This is a genomic window from Glutamicibacter sp. (assembly GCF_032154645.1).
GTDB lineage: Bacteria > Actinomycetota > Actinomycetes > Actinomycetales > Micrococcaceae > Glutamicibacter.
The window spans coordinates 1-15,663 of the sequence record NZ_JALDXV010000025.1; the positions used below are offsets into that span (position 1 = coordinate 1).

The 15,663-nt window shown below is 56.7% G+C and carries 13 protein-coding genes; 7 read left to right on the forward strand and 6 right to left on the reverse strand.

Translation table 11 applies throughout. From position 1 onward, the window contains the following. Positions 1–172: 172 nt before the first annotated feature. Positions 173–1,228: a biotin/lipoate A/B protein ligase family protein gene (locus RUH64_RS15420; RefSeq protein WP_313814565.1), complete on the forward strand. Its 1,056-nt coding sequence runs from the start codon at positions 173–175 to the stop codon at positions 1,226–1,228. Between the two features lie 70 nt (positions 1,229–1,298). Here RUH64_RS15420 and pepN read toward each other — a convergent pair whose 3' ends face one another. Continuing rightward, complete coding sequence (pepN, locus tag RUH64_RS15425) at positions 1,299–3,941, reverse strand: aminopeptidase N (protein WP_313814567.1); 2,643 nt, start codon at positions 3,939–3,941, stop codon at positions 1,299–1,301. 160 nt (positions 3,942–4,101) lie between these two features. Here pepN and RUH64_RS15430 point away from each other — a divergent pair, with 160 nt between their 5' ends. Both RUH64_RS15430 and RUH64_RS15435 read left to right on the forward strand, forming a co-directional pair. Next, positions 4,102–4,665 carry a hypothetical protein gene (locus RUH64_RS15430; RefSeq protein WP_313814568.1) on the forward strand — a complete coding sequence of 188 codons (564 nt, stop codon included), beginning with the start codon at positions 4,102–4,104 and terminating at the stop codon, positions 4,663–4,665. Between the two features lie 120 nt (positions 4,666–4,785). Continuing rightward, positions 4,786–5,175, forward strand: coding sequence for a VOC family protein (locus RUH64_RS15435; RefSeq protein WP_313814569.1), 390 nt, complete (start codon positions 4,786–4,788; stop codon positions 5,173–5,175). A gap of 746 nt (positions 5,176–5,921) precedes the next feature. Here the strand turns inward: RUH64_RS15435 and RUH64_RS15440 are convergent. Continuing rightward, a complete protein-coding gene (locus RUH64_RS15440; RefSeq protein ID WP_313814570.1) occupies positions 5,922–6,476 on the reverse strand; it encodes a GNAT family N-acetyltransferase in 555 nt (184 codons plus the stop codon). Between the two features lie 111 nt (positions 6,477–6,587). Here RUH64_RS15440 and RUH64_RS15445 point away from each other — a divergent pair, with 111 nt between their 5' ends. After that, the gene (locus tag RUH64_RS15445; protein WP_313814571.1) at positions 6,588–7,043 is read left to right on the forward strand and encodes a VOC family protein; all 456 of its coding nucleotides are present in this window, start codon (positions 6,588–6,590) and stop codon (positions 7,041–7,043) included. Between the two features lie 63 nt (positions 7,044–7,106). Here RUH64_RS15445 and RUH64_RS15450 read toward each other — a convergent pair whose 3' ends face one another. Together RUH64_RS15450 and RUH64_RS15455 are read right to left on the reverse strand one after the other, a co-directional pair. Then, a complete protein-coding gene (locus RUH64_RS15450) occupies positions 7,107–9,128 on the reverse strand; it encodes an acyl-CoA dehydrogenase (protein ID WP_313814572.1) in 2,022 nt (673 codons plus the stop codon). Positions 9,129–9,163: 35 nt separating this feature from the next. Continuing rightward, the gene (locus RUH64_RS15455) at positions 9,164–9,847 is read right to left on the reverse strand and encodes a TetR/AcrR family transcriptional regulator (protein ID WP_313814573.1); all 684 of its coding nucleotides are present in this window, start codon (positions 9,845–9,847) and stop codon (positions 9,164–9,166) included. Positions 9,848–9,921: 74 nt separating this feature from the next. Between RUH64_RS15455 and RUH64_RS15460 the strand changes: the two genes are divergently transcribed. From RUH64_RS15460 to RUH64_RS15470, 3 genes are read left to right on the forward strand one after another with little or no spacing between them, the layout of a single operon-like run. Further along, complete coding sequence (locus RUH64_RS15460; protein WP_313814575.1) at positions 9,922–11,217, forward strand: acetyl-CoA C-acetyltransferase; 1,296 nt, start codon at positions 9,922–9,924, stop codon at positions 11,215–11,217. Next, a complete protein-coding gene (locus RUH64_RS15465) occupies positions 11,217–12,554 on the forward strand; it encodes a 3-oxoacyl-ACP reductase (protein ID WP_313814576.1) in 1,338 nt (445 codons plus the stop codon). Before RUH64_RS15460 ends, RUH64_RS15465 begins: the two co-directional genes overlap by 1 nt. Beyond that, positions 12,555–13,409 (forward strand): MaoC/PaaZ C-terminal domain-containing protein, encoded by an 855-nt coding sequence (locus RUH64_RS15470; RefSeq protein WP_313814577.1) that lies wholly within the window; start codon positions 12,555–12,557, stop codon positions 13,407–13,409. Positions 13,410–13,472: 63 nt separating this feature from the next. On the opposite strand, the gene RUH64_RS15475 is transcribed toward RUH64_RS15470, so the two are convergent. Further along, positions 13,473–13,937: a hypothetical protein gene (locus RUH64_RS15475; RefSeq protein WP_313814579.1), complete on the reverse strand. Its 465-nt coding sequence runs from the start codon at positions 13,935–13,937 to the stop codon at positions 13,473–13,475. 180 nt (positions 13,938–14,117) lie between these two features. Then, positions 14,118–15,239: a glycosyltransferase gene (locus RUH64_RS15480; RefSeq protein ID WP_313814581.1), complete on the reverse strand. Its 1,122-nt coding sequence runs from the start codon at positions 15,237–15,239 to the stop codon at positions 14,118–14,120. Positions 15,240–15,663: the final 424 nt, after the last annotated feature.

Here is a 15,663-nt window from a genome sequence, read left to right on the forward strand (position 1 = left end):
GGTCGTGTCGAGCGCTTCAACGCCCGCTTCAAGGGCTTCGGCGGCAAGAAGTAATCACTTCGCCCCTCGCAAGCTTTCGCGGCGTGCCTCCACTCAGGTGGAGGCACGCCGCCGCTGCTTTAATGACAATGGGCCGCAGGACCCACATTTCGTTGAGAGATAGAATGACAACATGACGCATCATGGTGAATACAAGGTAGTCGGTGGCAAATTAGTCGTTGTAGATCTGGAAATCGACAACGGGGTGATAGTCAAGACTTCGTTGAACGGGGACTTCTTCCTTGAACCGGATGACGCGCTAGATGATCTCAACTCGGCCATCAACGGACTTCCCAGCGATGCTACTCATTCGACTATTCGCGATGCAGTCACAGCCAACCTGCGCGAAGGAGCCGTCATGTTCGGTTTCGATGCCGACGCTGTGGCCCGCGTAGTGCGCCGCGCATTAGGTCATGCGACTAAATGGGGAGACCATGAGTGGGAAATTCTTGGCCCCGAAATCATTCCGGTAGCTGAACAAGTCGCGCTTGACGAGGTGCTTACCCGGCAGATCGCCAAGGGATTGCGCAAACCCAGCATCCGCTTCTGGGATTGGGATGAAAGTGCAGTGGTCATCGGATCGTTCCAATCACTGAAAAACGAAGTCGACATGGAACAGGCCACCAAGCATGGAATCAAGGTAGTACGCCGAATTTCCGGAGGCGGGGCGATGTTCATGGAAGCGGGAAACTGCATCACCTACTCGCTCTACGCTCCTGAGTCCTTGGTTGATGGAATGAGCTTTGCTGACTCTTATCCCTTCCTCGACGAATGGGTCATGCAGGCCTTGGCAAAGATCGGCATCAATGCCCACTACAAGCCGCTGAATGACATCGCTACCGATGCCGGCAAGATCGGCGGCGCAGCCCAAAAGCGACTGGCCAATGGCGCCATGCTGCACCACGTCACGATGAGCTATGACATCGACGCCGAAAAGATGACTCAAGTACTGCGCATCGGCCGTGAAAAGATCTCTGACAAGGGAATTACCTCTGCAGTGAAACGCGTTGATCCGCTCAAATCTCAGATTGAACTTGAACGACTAGACATCATCGAGGTAATGATGGATACCTTTGCAGAACGTACAGGAGCTACACGAGTGCAGCTTGACGACCAAGCTCGTGAGGCAGCCCGTGAACTGGCTGACACCAAGTTTAATACCGAAGCCTGGACCGCTCGCGTTCCGTAAATAACTGCTTGCGATACAAGAAGGCTCTGATCACCTGATACTGGTGCTCAGAGCCTTCTGTCATGCGTTGTTAGCGGCTGTTTCGGCTCAGCTGCTGCGCTGCGAGGGAACGCTGCAGTGAGGCGCGTTCTTCAAGCAAAATTCTCTTCAGGGCAGCGGGTGCACTTTCATGGCGTTCAAGCCACTTGTCGGCGCTGATCAACGCCGTATTCTCGGACACTGAACCTGCCAAATCTTGTGCCGCAGGGTAAAGGCCTTCAATTACGCGGGTGGAAAACTCCATGCTCATCGTTTCAAATACCGGCAAGATTGCGGCCCAGTATCGCTCTTCGAAGGGTGCCAGCAACGATGGTGAACCTAATACGAAGCCTGCAGCGGTGGCGGAAAGCGCATCATTGGACAGCGGTCCACGATCATCGCGCGCCATCAGTACAGTATCGAACGCAGCTTCCTTAACTGTGGCGTCTGGACGAGCCGCCAATGCAGTGCGAACCGCGTTGAGCGCAACACTGGTGGGGCTTGCGTTGGCTGTTTCATGCATCGCCGTTTCCGCAGTTGCATCGAGCCTGCCAGATGCGGCAACGGCGACATATGAATCCCAGAGCAATTGCTCATCCACTGGTACTTGATAAGAATTCTCACCGGCAATGAACGCGTCGACCACCTCATTGGCAACGCCAGCACGTGCAAGGCGTGCCAGTGTGCGGGCAGTGGTCATCTGCTGGTCGCTTCCTGGTTCGAAGGAAGTCAACCATCCGGTCAGCACTGTGGCAGCGCGCCGGCGCAATTGCTCGCGCCGTTCCGGTGCAGCATAGCGGGAAATGCTCAGCAGCAACTGGTCGGTAAGTACGGTAAAGACGCCGGCATCACCGACCGTCTGTGCATGATCGAGGATAGCGCTGATGTAACTCTGCGCATCCAGTGTCGCCGAACGTACCGCGTCCCAAAGGGACGCCCAGCAGGTGGCGCGAGGGAGGGAGTCGGTGAGTCCGGAGAGATTCTCGAGCAAGGTCGTCAGCGACGTTGGGTCGAATTCAATCAGGGCATAGGATTCGTCCCCGTCATTCGGCAAGATCAACGCCGGAGCCGGTTTGCCTACTAAGAAATCCAATGCGACGCTTTCGCCCGACAGCTCTACCGTCACAGCATCGGTGCGGTTTAGCCCTCCGTCAACCAGCGAATACGCTCCTACGCTGAGCACGTGTGGACGACGAATAGATTCCCCGGTCACTGGGTCGGTGCCGAACTGTACCAACGAGGCCGAGGTAATCGTTCCAGAATCGTCAGTGGTGTAGTCGACTCGCAGCTTCGGCACGCCACTGGACTTCAGCCAGGCCTGTGCCCACTGGCTCATATCGCGGCCACTGGCGGCTTCCAGCGCGTTGAGGAAGTCATCCAGCGAGGTGTTGCCATAGGCATGCTTGCGGAAGTAGGACCGGGCTGCGTCTCGGAACGCGTCGGCCCCGACGAATGCCGCCAATTGCTTCAGCACGCTGGCGCCCTTGGCATAGGTGATGCCGTCGAAGTTTTGATCGGCTGCCAGTAGGTCTGGGATGTCCGCCACGATGGGGTGGGTAGTAGGCATCTGATCGGCAACGTAGGCCCAGGCCTTGCGGCGAGCCGCAAAGGTGGTCCACGCTGTAGTGAAATCGGTGGCTTGGTCGTTGGCCAGCGTGCCGATGTAGTCGGCAAATGATTCCTTAAGCCAGAGATCATCCCACCACTTCATGGTGACCAGATCACCGAACCACATGTGAGCCATTTCGTGCATGATGGTATTCGCGCGCTGCTCATGCTGCGCTTCGGTGGCGTGCGAGGTGAAGACATAGCGTTCGGTGAAGGTGACCAGGCCAGGATTTTCCATCGCGCCCAGATTGTATTCGGGAACGAAGGCCGAGTCGTACTTGCCCCAAGGGTAGGGGTAGTCGAACAGCTCATGGAAGTAGTTCAGACCACGGCTGGTCAGTTCAAGTATTTCTTCACCGTCAAAATGCTCTGCCAGCGAAGCTCGGCAGGTTGCCGCCAGCTCAATGACAAGTTCTTCACCGTCGGCGAGTTCCTGGACATGCTCGCCCCTGACGACATGATATGGACCTGCCAGTACCGCAGTGATGTAGCTGGAGATTTGTGCGGTAGGGGAGCAGACTACGGTCTTGGTTCCATCGTCATGGAATACTTCATCCACGATCGGCTGGTTGCTGGCAAGATGCCACGCCGACGGGCCAGTCAGGCTGAAACGGTAGCTAGTCTTCAAATCCGGCTGTTCAAAGCAGGCGAAGACTCTACGGGCTTCTGAAGGCTCGAATTGCGTGTACAGATAAGTTTCGCCATCCTGCGGGTCGACGAAACGGTGCAAGCCCTCACCTGAACGTGAGTAGATGGCACGACCGGTCACGCGCACGGTGTTTGCCGCGTCGGTGAGCAATCCACTGAGATATATACGTGAGTCGAGCACCGACTCTTCGAGGTCAACTGGATTGCCGTTAACTAGAACTTCTTGTATCGATTCATGAATGAAATCAAGGAAAGTTTCTCCTGACGCGGAACTGAAATTCAGGGTAGTAACCGACGGGAAACTGGTTGCTTCCTGATCGGTGGCATTTGATAAGTCCAGCTGGACTTCGGCAAAGTGCCAGGTGATGTCCGCGGCGCGCAGCGCTGCTTCATCTCGTCGGAGATTTTCATTCGGTGCATAGCGTTCTAGTGTGTCCACCATCCCAGCTTAGCTGTGAAACGAATGTTTGAGACTAATACTCTCTGACTTTTTGTTGGATCGGAGGATTTCCGCCATCGAAATTGAAATTGGGTCGAAGTTTTCTTCTCGAATAGGCTAGGAGATTGAAACTAAACGAGCATATTTAGGGGAGCAGTCCATGGATACATTCATCAAGGGGCCATCGAAGCGCGATGTTGCAGGGATGAAGGCGGCCTTTGGCTCTGTCGCAACCGGCGACATCATTTCGGTGCTGTATAAGACTTCCCGATTTGGTAATTTCCTCATTACCGGCAAAGCACACGCCACGGTGTTGGACGATCTCATGGTTGGCGGTCTTAACGCCGCGGCAGCTGTTAAAAAGGCGAAGGGTGCTGACGGGGATGAAGTGAGCCAACGCCAACCGGATAAGGACGTGCGCGCCTTCCCGGCCGAATTCGACGGCGAGTTTGATCCAATTCCCGTTAAAACGAACGAGCTGCACCACGGCGATTTGGTAGTTGCCTCCTTCAACCAGGAGCCATATGGAGATTTTCTGGTGACCGGAGTGATTACCGAGGCAGAAAATGACCCCACTTACTTGATGGTCGGACCATGGATCGTACAAACAGACGAAGGTGCCGCCGACCGGTTGCTCGAAATTAAGCGTATTTTGGCCGGTGGAGAGCATGTTGCACCCGTTCCATCGCGACGCACCCGTGTAGAAGTTGCCGAGCTGGCTTAGCATAACTTCGCAGCCGGACAGGCAGAAGCCATGATTCCTTTGAGGGGCATTCGTGGCTTCTGCGCTTCGTGGTCATCAAAGGTGATGTAGGCTCGGGCCAAGCACCTAGTAGGAGGCCCCATGCGCCTGCATCATGTTCAGTTGTCTATGCATCGCGGAGAAGAAAGCCAAGCTCGAAGCTTCTATCAAGAAGCCTTGGGATTGGTCGAAGTCGCAAAACCAAAAGCATTAGCTGGTCGTGGAGGCTGCTGGTTCCGGTCAAATCCTGAGAACGCTGCGGTGGTGGAAATTCATTTGGGGGTTGAAGACGGTTTTGTCCCGTCAGCGAAGGCTCATCCTGCATTCGTTGTCGATTCGAGGGCTGAGCTAGACAATGTGGCGGCTCGCATCGTGAATCATGGCATGGAAGTGAATTGGGACGAAGAATTCACATTTGACGGCTTCACTCGTTTCCATTCCAAGGACCCGTTTGGAAACAGGTTGGAATTCCTCGCGCCGCTGCACGCATAATGCGTTCGAATGCCAATTCATTAATAATGATTCCCCGAAAAGTCAGGATGATCTCATTGGCTCAGGCAACACATTCTTCGGGGACCGGCACTCGGGTGAGGTGCTGAAGGTAATCTTCCACTGGTTTTGTGCCACTCTGAAACCCGAACGTCGCGAGCTTTAGCTCGGTCTTGAACAGTTGACTATGAACGATTTACCTCCCTGATGAGATTGGTCTTCCCAGTCGGCGACGAACCAAGCCAGCACTGTATATTCCGGGAGTAGGTGTACTGGCAACATCAAATGAAGAAAAGCTGAACGTAGAATTCACCGCATATCTAACTGCTGACGAGAACTTCTGGTCGGCGTTCCCAGAGGTCGAACCTAATCTTGTGGGGTTGCAAAGAGATGGGCTGAATCTTGGAGTAATGACCAACGGCAACCAAGAACAATGGCCATGAAGATTAAGCGGACCTGATTTGAGGAATCCTTGACGTGCTGGTGAGCCCGGAACAACTGGGTGTTGCTAAACTGTGGCAGGCCGCTGTCACGGGCCCTGCCATAGACAGGTATTGAACATGAATCGGTGCTCTTTGTAGCAGGCGATTATGAGGTCGACTATTACGGGACCCGCCGGCCGGTCTGAAATCTATCCAGCTTATACAGGTCGGTCCTGGCGAAGCATGGGCCCTGCCCAGCTTGGACTTGCTGTTAAGGATGAATTGCTTCCGCTGCAACTGTTGAGATTAAGCTGTCGCTCGCCAGGTTCATCTTGGTTCGTCTAATTCGAGCTCCACCAAGGTCATGCTTCGATTCCTGTTCAAGATCTTGAAGCCTTGGTCTAAAAAGCTGCTCAGTACCCCAGTGAACAACCCGGCGCTGTCTTTGGAAGTGATGGAAACATCGGTGGGGCGGGCCCGCAAGATGTGCGCACCGTTCTCTTTGGCATGCTCGATTGCCGCTTCCAGTAGAGCCTTGGAAATGCCTCGCCGTCGGAATTCTTCGCGGACCACAAAGCAGGTTGCAACCCATACATCCGCCGCCGATTGATGACCGCGCGGCTTGAACCGCGGATAGCGCTGGGCCGGTCCAACCTGCAGCCAGCCGGCGGGCTGGTCGGCGACATAGGCAATCAGTCCCGCTGGTATGCCTGTGGAGCAGACTTGCCCTTTAAGCGCTGCTTCATTGGCTCGGCCGCCCTGATTCCACTGCTGGTCGATGAAGTACTGGCACTTGCACCACGAGGGATCTCCCGAAGTTCCAAACACGGTGAGCATATCCTGCCAATGCTCATTTCGTGCAGGGAGTACACGAATTTCCATACTGTTAGCGCCTTCCTGTGCCAGACCTTCGGCACCCTATCGTGGATCGGATCGTTCGCGTAGCATCTGGGCAATCAGTACTAATGCCAATTATGAGGAAGGAAATTGCTGATGCCAACGATCAAGCGGATTGATCATGTAGGAATCACGGTGAAAGACCTAGAAGAAGCCATTGATTTCTTCCTGCTGTTGGGTCTGGAAGTTCAAGGGAGGATGGATGATTTTGAATCGGAATTCCTCGACACCGTCTGTGGTATGCCCGACTCAAAAACCAATATCGTGATGCTCGGTGTCCCAGACGGTGACGTTGGAATCGAGCTGTCGTGTTTTGACCGGCCCATTGGAGGTCCCGGCCAGCCGCAGGCGATGGCCAATGAAGCGGGTTTGCGGTCGGTGGCTTTTGAAGTCGACGATCTGCCAGGGCTGCTCATGGTTCTCGAAGAGCAGGAGTATCCGCTGGTCGGCGGCGTTGGAGAATACGAAGATGTTTGGAAAATGGCTTATGTGCGCGGGCCGGAAGGAATTATTGTCGCACTGGCCCAGCGGCTGGCTTCTACCAGCGACTAAAACCCCGTTGGGGGTGCTGGCACCGATTCGATGCCAGCACCCCCAAAGGGTGTGGGTTGGCTGCTAAGCGTGGGACTTTGCCTTTTTCAGCGACTTCTCACTGATTGGGGCATGGTCGCTGGCACGCAGCTTGCGGAAGTACTCCATCGCTTCATTCTGGCGCTCTGCTTCGCCGCCAGAGGAGATGTCTGCCCGCAGGTGGTCCTGGGTGTAGCCGAAGGCGTCGACCAGATCCTGGGCATGTGGGCGCAATCGGGCGAGCAGACGGTTGATGTACTCCGGCAGGGTGCGGGCGCGCTGCATGGACAGCCGACCGTTGGCCAGATACCAGCCGAGGTCTTGCTCGATGACCGTCAGTGCGAAGACATCGCGCAGCCAGGTCAACACCTCGCGGGTTTGCTCATCGGCAACCTTTTCCAAGGCCTCGGTGAATGCTTCCCAGCGCAGCAGCTGGCCGTGGTCGCGGGCTGCGGAAATTAGGAGGTCTTGGTTTTCATTGAATGCCGCGGCGGCCTTGGCCGGCTTCTTGCCTGCGCTGCGCAGGGCTCCGGCAACTTCTGCGACCTTTGAGTTGATGCGCGCGGCCAGCAGTTCACGCTGATTGGCGGGGTCCTTGAAGAAGTTGGCGCTCTTGCGCTCGTCATTCACGTCGGCGAACGCCTGTCCCGCGCTGCGCAGGCCGGTACGGTTCAGCGCCGTATTGCCAACCTGCTTGGCCACGAACAATGCCACGGCGCCGGTGTCCAACTTGCGGAACTCGGAGGCGTAGTCGGTCAGCAGACGCTTGCCGACAAGCTGTAGCAATACGTTGTTGTCGCCCTCAAAGGTGACGTAGATGTCCAGGTCCTGGTAGAGCTGGGTGAAGCGGTTCTTGGCAATGAATCCGGCGCCGCCGCAGGCCTCGCGGGTCTCCTGCAAGGTGTCCAGCGCGTCCCAGGTGCTCAGCGGTTTGAGCGACGCGGCCAGGGTTTCTAGGTCTTGGCGGTCCTCGTCGCTGTCTTCCCGTCCGGAGAAGACGGCATCGAACTTATCCAGCAGTTCATCGTGCGCGAAGGATGCTGCATAGGTGCGTGCCAGCCGGGTGATCAGCCGGCGCTGATGGCGCTGGTAATCGAGCAGGGTGGTTTCCTCGGTGTCCGAGGTGCTGTTGAACTGCCGGCGCTGGTTGCCGTAGGTTACAGCGATCTGCAGGGCGATCTTTGAAGCGTTGGTGCTGGCACCATCCAGGGATACACGGCCCTGAACCAGGGTGCCGAGCATGGTGAAGAAACGGCGCCCGGGGGAGGCGATGGGCGATGTGTAGCTGCCGTTGGCGTCCACGTTGCCGTAGCGGTTGAGCAGGTTGGTTCGAGGAACACGCACCTGGTTAAAGTGCAGTCGGCCGTTGTCGATGCCGTTCAGGCCGCCCTTCAGCCCGTCGTCTTCGCCGCCCACGCCTTCGAGGAAATCGCCCTGTTCATTGCGGATTGGAACGTAGAAGCAGTGCACTCCGTGATTGACGCCCTTGGTGATCAGCTGGGCGAAGACGGTGGCAGCCTTGCCATGAAGTGCTGCGTTACCGAGGAACTCCTTCCATGCCGCCTTGAAAGGGGTGTGGATGATGAACTCTTCGGTTGCTTCGTCGTAGGTGGCTGTGGTTGCCACCGCAGCGACGTCCGAACCGTGGCCGATTTCAGTCATGGCGAAGGCGCCAGGAGTTTCCAGGCTCATGGCCGAAGGCAACCATTTGGCATGGTGCTCTTCGGTCCCAAGGTGCAGGATCGCACCTGCGAACAGGCCCCACTGCACACCGGCCTTGATCTGCAGTGATGGATCAGCGGCGACGAGTTCTTCGAATGCCGCAAGGGAGCCACCGTGGTCGTCGTATCCGCCGAACTTCTTTGGGAAGGCGCGCTGTACTGCTTCTTCCTGGACCAGGATGCTCAGCTGGTCCAACACGCGTTCGCGGTGCTTTTCCATTCCCAGCAGCGGGTCGCGCTGCAGTTCCGGGCGGGCTGCACGGGCTCGGGATGCCTTGCGGATTTCGGCATAGGGGCCGAGCAGCTGCTCCGACAGGGCGTTGACGTCAATGCGGTGATCACTCATGTCTTTACCTTTCATTCACTGCGTAAATTGTTGTTTTAAGCTTTGGTTGTTGCCGCGATGCCATAGGCAAGCCAGCCGGTGAGTTCTTCGGCCAGCTCTTCGAGGCTCGGCTTCTGCTCCGACGGTGGTTGGCGCAGCCACTGTTCGCCTGCCGCGCGGACCATTCCCAGGGCCGCGCGGGGCCAAAGGTTAATCGCAGCGCTGGAGGCATTCGACGCGTAGAGCCGGGTGATGCGTTCGCTGATCAGCCCGGTGACTTCTTCGAAGAAGTCGTTGAGTGCTCCAGCAGATTCGTCCTCGGTGAACTTGGCCCCGGCAGTTCCATTCAGGACCGCTTCCGGCGGCGTTGCAGTCACGAAGAAATACAGGTTCGGGCTGTTGGCAGCGAGTTCTAGGTAGGCGGTGACCATTGCATGCAGGGCACTTGCTTCGTCGTCTTTGGCCAAGCCAGCGGAGATCACGCGTCGCCGGAAGTCGTTGATGACCATGGCACCCAATGCCTGGCGCAGACCGTCTTTGTCCCCGAAATACCGGTAATACACCGGCTTGGATGTTTTTGCGTGGTTGGCAATGTCTTCCATTGACACCTGCGGACCAAGCTTGTGCACGGCTTTGCGGGCCAGCTTCAGCAGTTCCTGATGACGTGCCGTGCGGTGGGCTTCCCAGCGCGCTGCGCGGCCGTCGGGCGCCGCGTCAAAATCTTCAGTGAGCTTGTTCACGTTACTCACAGTATCATGTACTCTTAGTTACAGTAATACTTCTCACAGCGAATTCTTTTCAGGAGTTATACAAGATGAGTCAACCCTCAGCGCGCAATGCAGTGATCATCGGCGGCAATCGCATCCCCTTTGCCCGTTCCAACACCGCGTATGTCAATGCGTCGAATCAGGATATGTTCACCGCGGCACTTGAAGGCCTCGTCGCCCGCTTCGGGCTGCAGGGACAGCGCATCGGCGCCGTCTCCGGGGGTGCGGTGCTGAAGCATTCCAAGGACTTCAACCTGATCCGCGAATCGGTGCTGGGGAGTTCGCTTGATCCGTCCACTCCTGCCTACGATGTCCAGATGGCCTGTGCCACAGGCATGGAGGCCATCGGTTCGCTAGCCAACAAGATCAAGCTCGGTCAGCTTGAATCGGCCATCGGCGGCGGCGTAGACACGACGTCGGATGCACCGATTGCGGTCTCCGAGCCGTTGCGCGCCATCCTGCTTGAACTGTCCCGAGCCCGCACCACGAAGGCCAAGCTTGCTGCGTTGGCAAAGATCCGTCCAGGTCATCTGGCACCGAGCGCACCGGGGACAGGAGAACCACGCACCGGACTGTCGATGGGCGATCACCAGGCGATCACCACCAAGGCATGGGGTATCACCCGCCAAGCGCAGGACGAGCTGGCCCTGGCCAGTCACAAGAATCTTGCCGCGGCCTACGATCGCGGATTCTTCAACGACCTGATCACTCCGTTCAACGGCTTGGCCAAGGACAACAACCTCCGCGCGGACTCCACCTTGGAAAAGCTGGGCAAGCTCAAGCCTGCCTTCGGCAAGAACCTCGGCGACGCCGCCACCATGACCGCCGGAAATTCCACTCCGCTGACCGACGGCGCGTCGGCCGTCCTGCTGGGCAGCGAAGAGTACGCAATGGAAAATGACCTCCCAATGCTGGCGAATTTCGTCGATTTTGAAGCCGGAGCGGTTGATTTTGTCCACGGTGCCGAAGGCTTGTTGATGGCCCCCGCTTATGCCACCGCACGTCTTCTCAAGCGCAACAACCTGACCCTGCAGGACTTCGACTTCTACGAGATTCACGAAGCATTTGCAGGAACAGTGCTCGCCACGCTCAAGGCTTGGGAGGATGAACAGTTCTGCCGTGAGAAGCTGGGTTTGGACGCACCATTGGGTGCGATTGACCGCAGCAAGCTCAACGTCAACGGTTCTTCGCTGGCCGCTGGACACCCCTTCGCCGCCACCGGTGGACGCATCATTGCAAGCACCGCAAAGATGCTGCATGACAAGGGGTCGGGCCGTGCGCTAATTTCCGTTTGCGCAGCTGGCGGTCAGGGAGTCGTAGCAATCTTGGAGGCACGCAACTAATGGCAGACAAGTACATGGAACTGGTCAACACGGGCTTAACTAAAAAGCTTGCAAAACTCTTGGGACTGCCACGTCCACCGCGTCTGCGCCGCTATGGGGCAGACACTCCGTTGCTACCGGGCCCCATTTTGGTTCTCGGACAGTCAGCCCAGGCCCAGGCGCTCAGCGACACACTTGTTTCTTGGGACCTCGATGTTCGCCGCCATGACGCAGGAGAGGCAAAGCTCGGCGGTATCATCCTGCTACTAGATGAGCTGACCCACCCGGAGCAGCTCTCTCCACTCATGCTTGCGGCAGGCAAAGCGCTGCGCAACCTTGTTCCAGGAGCGCGAGTCGTCTCGTTTTCACGACCGGCCATGGACAGCGACAAGCCAGCGGTGGCTGCGGTGCGCCAAGGCATCGACGGCGCAATCCGCTCGCTGGGTCGCGAAATGCGTGGCGGCGCGACCACCAACGGTATTGTGCTGGAGCACGGTACGGATCTGACAAGCCCTAGTTCATTGGGTGCTTTGAACTTCTTCCTTTCCGGACGCAGCGCGTACGTAGATGGACAGTTTCTCACCGTGAAGACCACGGACGGAACCCTGCCTGAGGACTTCCATAAGCCGTTGGCCGGTAAGGTTGCCGTGGTGACCGGCGCCGCCCGAGGTATTGGCGCCGCAATTTCGCGCACTCTGGCCCGCGACGGCGCCCAGGTGATCGTCGTCGACATGCCGCAGGCAGGTCAATCGCTGGCCGCGGTAGCCAACGAAATCGGTGCAACCACGCTGCAGCTGGACGTGACCGCAAAGGACGCGGGACAACAGATCATCGACCATGCAATGCAACGCCATGGGTCGTTGGACATCGTCGTGCACAACGCCGGGATCACCCGTGACAAGCTGCTAGCCAATATGGACGAAACCCGCTGGGATTCAGTCATCGCTGTCAACATCGCGTCCCAACTGCGCATGAACGAGGTATTTCTCGCCGCAAAGCTGCCTGGCCTGCGCATCGTATCGTTGGCATCCACCTCAGGCATTGCCGGCAACCGGGGTCAGACCAACTACGCGGCGTCCAAGGGGGGCGTCATCGGCATGGTTCATGCTTCGGCCAAGCTTTTTGCCGCACAGGGAGGCTCCATCGCCGCAGTCGCACCAGGATTCATTGAAACCGAAATGACTGCCAAGATTCCGCTGGGCACTCGAACGGTGGCACGCATGGTTCTGCCTTCGCTAATGCAGGGTGGACTGCCGGAAGACGTCGCGGAGGCTATTTCCTTCCTCAGCTCAGATGCCGCCGCGGGCCTCAATGGTCAGGTACTGCGCGTCTGCGGTCAATCATTGGTTGGAGCGTAAGTGGGGGCCGAGCTTGTTACGCAGATCCCCACAATGGGTTCGATTTATGCAAAATCGGTGAAGACTCTTGGCCGCAAACCGCGCGATCCGGCATTGCCGGAAACGGTTCTGGTGTATCAAGGTGCAGTTTCTGATGCCGGGAAACTCAATGAGTACAGGCGTGCGGTAGGCGCGTCGATGAACGGTGTGCTTCCGAGTCTCTATGTTCACACCTTGGCGTTCCCCTTGGCGATGTCGCTGATGCTGCGCGAAGATTTTCCCTTGCCGCTGCTCGGCATGATTCATCTGAGCAACTCGGTGATGGTCAGCGATCCGCTCAAGGAGGACGAGCCTTTCGATATCGAAGTTAAAAGCGAGAACCTGCAGCCTCACCACAGGGGCGCTACCTGTGATCTTGTGGTGCAGATCGTCGTCAGCGGACAAACTCGTATGGAGTTGCGCAGCACTTTCCTGGCCAAAGGGGTGAAGATTGGCGGGTCAGCTCAGCAGGCGACCGCACATGAAACGTTCACTGTTCCGACCCGAACTGCATCCTGGAAACTTGACGCAGGAACCGGACGGCGGTGGGCCGCCATTTCGGGCGATTACAACCCCATTCATCTTTATGGATTGAGCGCAAAGGCATTGGGCATGCCTCGCGCGATCGCCCATGGCATCTACCTGGCTGCACGCTCTCTTGCCGGGATCGAACCAGCGGCTGGTAGTTACCGTTGGAATATCGAGTTTAAGACCCCCGTGGTGCTTCCAGCCTCAGTTGATCTTGCCTTCGATGTTCAAGAAGACGGTTATCAAGTTCACGCTTGGAATCCGCGTAAGGGCAAACCCCACTTCGAGCTGAGTCTGGAACGTGGTTGATGCACAACCTATGACAGCGGTAAAACAGCTTCAATGCTGCTTTACCGCTGTCATAGGTTGTGGCTATCGCTGAGCCAAAAACACGCCAATTGGGACACTGAGAATGACCACGAGATAGACAACTCGTGCACACCAGGCCAACGCCGTACGCTTAGCGCCCCGTGAATGCGCCAAACACATCAGAAGCACGAAAACCAAAACAGCTCCGCCGACAATAATCAGCCATTGGAATTCGAGCAGTGCGCCCGCAATGACCAATGTGTTGCCCACAGCCCACAGCAAGGTGCGAAGCCAAAGTATTGAACTGCCGCGCGGGGGAGCGTTGAGCAGCTGCTCTTGCATGGAAACGACGTACTGCACTACTCCCGCTACCAATACTAGGTAGGCCGCGGCCCAGCTGCCCTTGTCTAGGTCCAAGGGTCCCGTCACCGCAGAGATCAGTCCTCCGGTAATGACGCATAAGATTCCAATGGTGACGCCGGTTCTGGTCGCAGACCGTACGGGAATTAAATTTTCAGGTGAACTCACAAACGTGCTTTCGTCGAACCTAATGGGCACGATTCTTCGCATGCCTTTGAGCGACACAACGAGTCGGGCGATCCAGCGGGCGAAGGCCCTCTGGATCGCCCGTTTTTCTACGCTAACACCAGTTGAGGTATGGGAATCGTGACATCTTTGACCTCGTCTTTTCTTTCGGGAGTCGGTTAGTTAGCCGAGTAAAGCTGATTGCGAAATCCTGTAGCTTGCCAGTGTTTCTACTGCTGCTCGCTCCCACGTGAATTCTCCGGAATGTTCCAAAGCGTTATGGCCGGCCCTTGTGACGGACGCTGGGTTATCCGCCAATTCGAGGAGCTTGCTCGCCCACAACTCAGCGTTCGGCGTGGGGATGAGCCAGCCTGAGATGCCGTCGCTGACCGCGTAGTTCAACCCGCCAACAGCATTGGCAATTACAGGAGTGCCACATGCCTGCGCCTCTGCGGCTACCAGACCAAAAGTCTCCGACAGTGAAGGCACCGCTACAACGTCTGCATTAGCAAAAACCGTTGCCAACTGCCTTGGCTCCAAGGGGCCAAAGAACCGGACTAGATCTTCAACTTCTTCTTGCCGGCAAATTTCTTCAAGATTGTAATCAGCGCTTCCGGAGGACGCGCCGAAGAGCGATACAGTGATTCGAACCTGTGGCTTTTCCTTTCGGGCAATACCTATCGCCTGCAGCAGTAAATGTGCGCCTTTAAGCGGTTGCAGCCTGCCTGCATACACCAGGTGGAGATCGTCGTCGCCTAAGGGGCGGCAAAGCTTGTCTTGATCGGGATGGAACACCCGGTGATTGACTCCGGGCAGCACCACGTCGAGGTTTGACTGGTCTAGGTCGTAGAACTTTATCAAGTGAGAAGCTTCAACAGGTGTATTGGCAATCACTCGATCGGCCCGACCGAGAAGTAGCTTTTCGGCGTTTTTTCGCATCGCAGGTTCGGCAATGCCGGATTCATGTTCTTTGGCCGCTGCCGACGTATGCATGGAAACGATCAATGGAACCTGAAAGAGTTCCGAAAGCTGCAGTCCAACCATGCCGGAGAGCCAATAGTGGGCATGTACTACGTCGATCTGGATCCCATGCAAGTGCTGGGCGATCGCTGCTACCGACGGGTCAATGATTTGAGGCAGCTGTTCTTTGCTCAATTGCCTGTCGGCTTCGATCTGAACGTGGTGCATCCACACACCCTCGGAAACTAGCTGAGACTCAGTTGGGTGGGCGCTGCGGGTAATCATGTGAACTTCGTGTCCGAGGGCCCCTAAAGCGAATGAAAGGTTCTGGATATAAACGTTCATGCCGCCAGCGTCTCCGGACCCAGGCTGCTGCATGGGGGAAGTGTGCAAGGAAAGCATGGCGATTCGCATCGAAGCTCCGAAGAAGTTGAAGTGGGCGTTCGTGGAAAAGTCCACGGTACTTTGATGCTATCAATTGGCAGGCCTGCACTATGGAATCGTGGCTCGCATTGGCACCTCTTTCCAGAACGCCCTGTCTACGCCACCGATGTCAATGTCATACCGAGGACGGATGCAACACCATATCCTTCTTTTTGTTTTTTGGTGTTGGTCGTCGTTGGAGCGAGGACAAAGTTTCGAGCGAAAAGTACTGTGACGCTCAACACGAAAATTCGAAAAATTGGCATGAAACCACTAATCAACCTCGAATTTTCCGCGTAATCACGGGAAATTTCTTGTATCTTGGATGCCTATCGGCCGATTGGTA

What these genes read in the sequence shown, in the direction of transcription:
- RUH64_RS15420 (WP_313814565.1), top strand. Translation starts at nt 173, where the DNA reads ATGACGCATCATGGTGAATACAAGGTAGTCGGTGGCAAATTAGTCGTT.
- RUH64_RS15430 (WP_313814568.1), top strand. Translation starts at nt 4,102, where the DNA reads ATGGATACATTCATCAAGGGGCCATCGAAGCGCGATGTTGCAGGGATG.
- RUH64_RS15435 (WP_313814569.1), top strand. Translation starts at nt 4,786, where the DNA reads ATGCGCCTGCATCATGTTCAGTTGTCTATGCATCGCGGAGAAGAAAGC.
- RUH64_RS15440 (WP_313814570.1), bottom strand. Translation starts at nt 6,476, where the DNA reads ATGGAAATTCGTGTACTCCCTGCACGAAATGAGCATTGGCAGGATATG.
- RUH64_RS15445 (WP_313814571.1), top strand. Translation starts at nt 6,588, where the DNA reads ATGCCAACGATCAAGCGGATTGATCATGTAGGAATCACGGTGAAAGAC.
- RUH64_RS15450 (WP_313814572.1), bottom strand. Translation starts at nt 9,128, where the DNA reads ATGAGTGATCACCGCATTGACGTCAACGCCCTGTCGGAGCAGCTGCTC.
- RUH64_RS15460 (WP_313814575.1), top strand. Translation starts at nt 9,922, where the DNA reads ATGAGTCAACCCTCAGCGCGCAATGCAGTGATCATCGGCGGCAATCGC.
- RUH64_RS15465 (WP_313814576.1), top strand. Translation starts at nt 11,217, where the DNA reads ATGGCAGACAAGTACATGGAACTGGTCAACACGGGCTTAACTAAAAAG.
- RUH64_RS15480 (WP_313814581.1), bottom strand. Translation starts at nt 15,239, where the DNA reads ATGAACGTTTATATCCAGAACCTTTCATTCGCTTTAGGGGCCCTCGGA.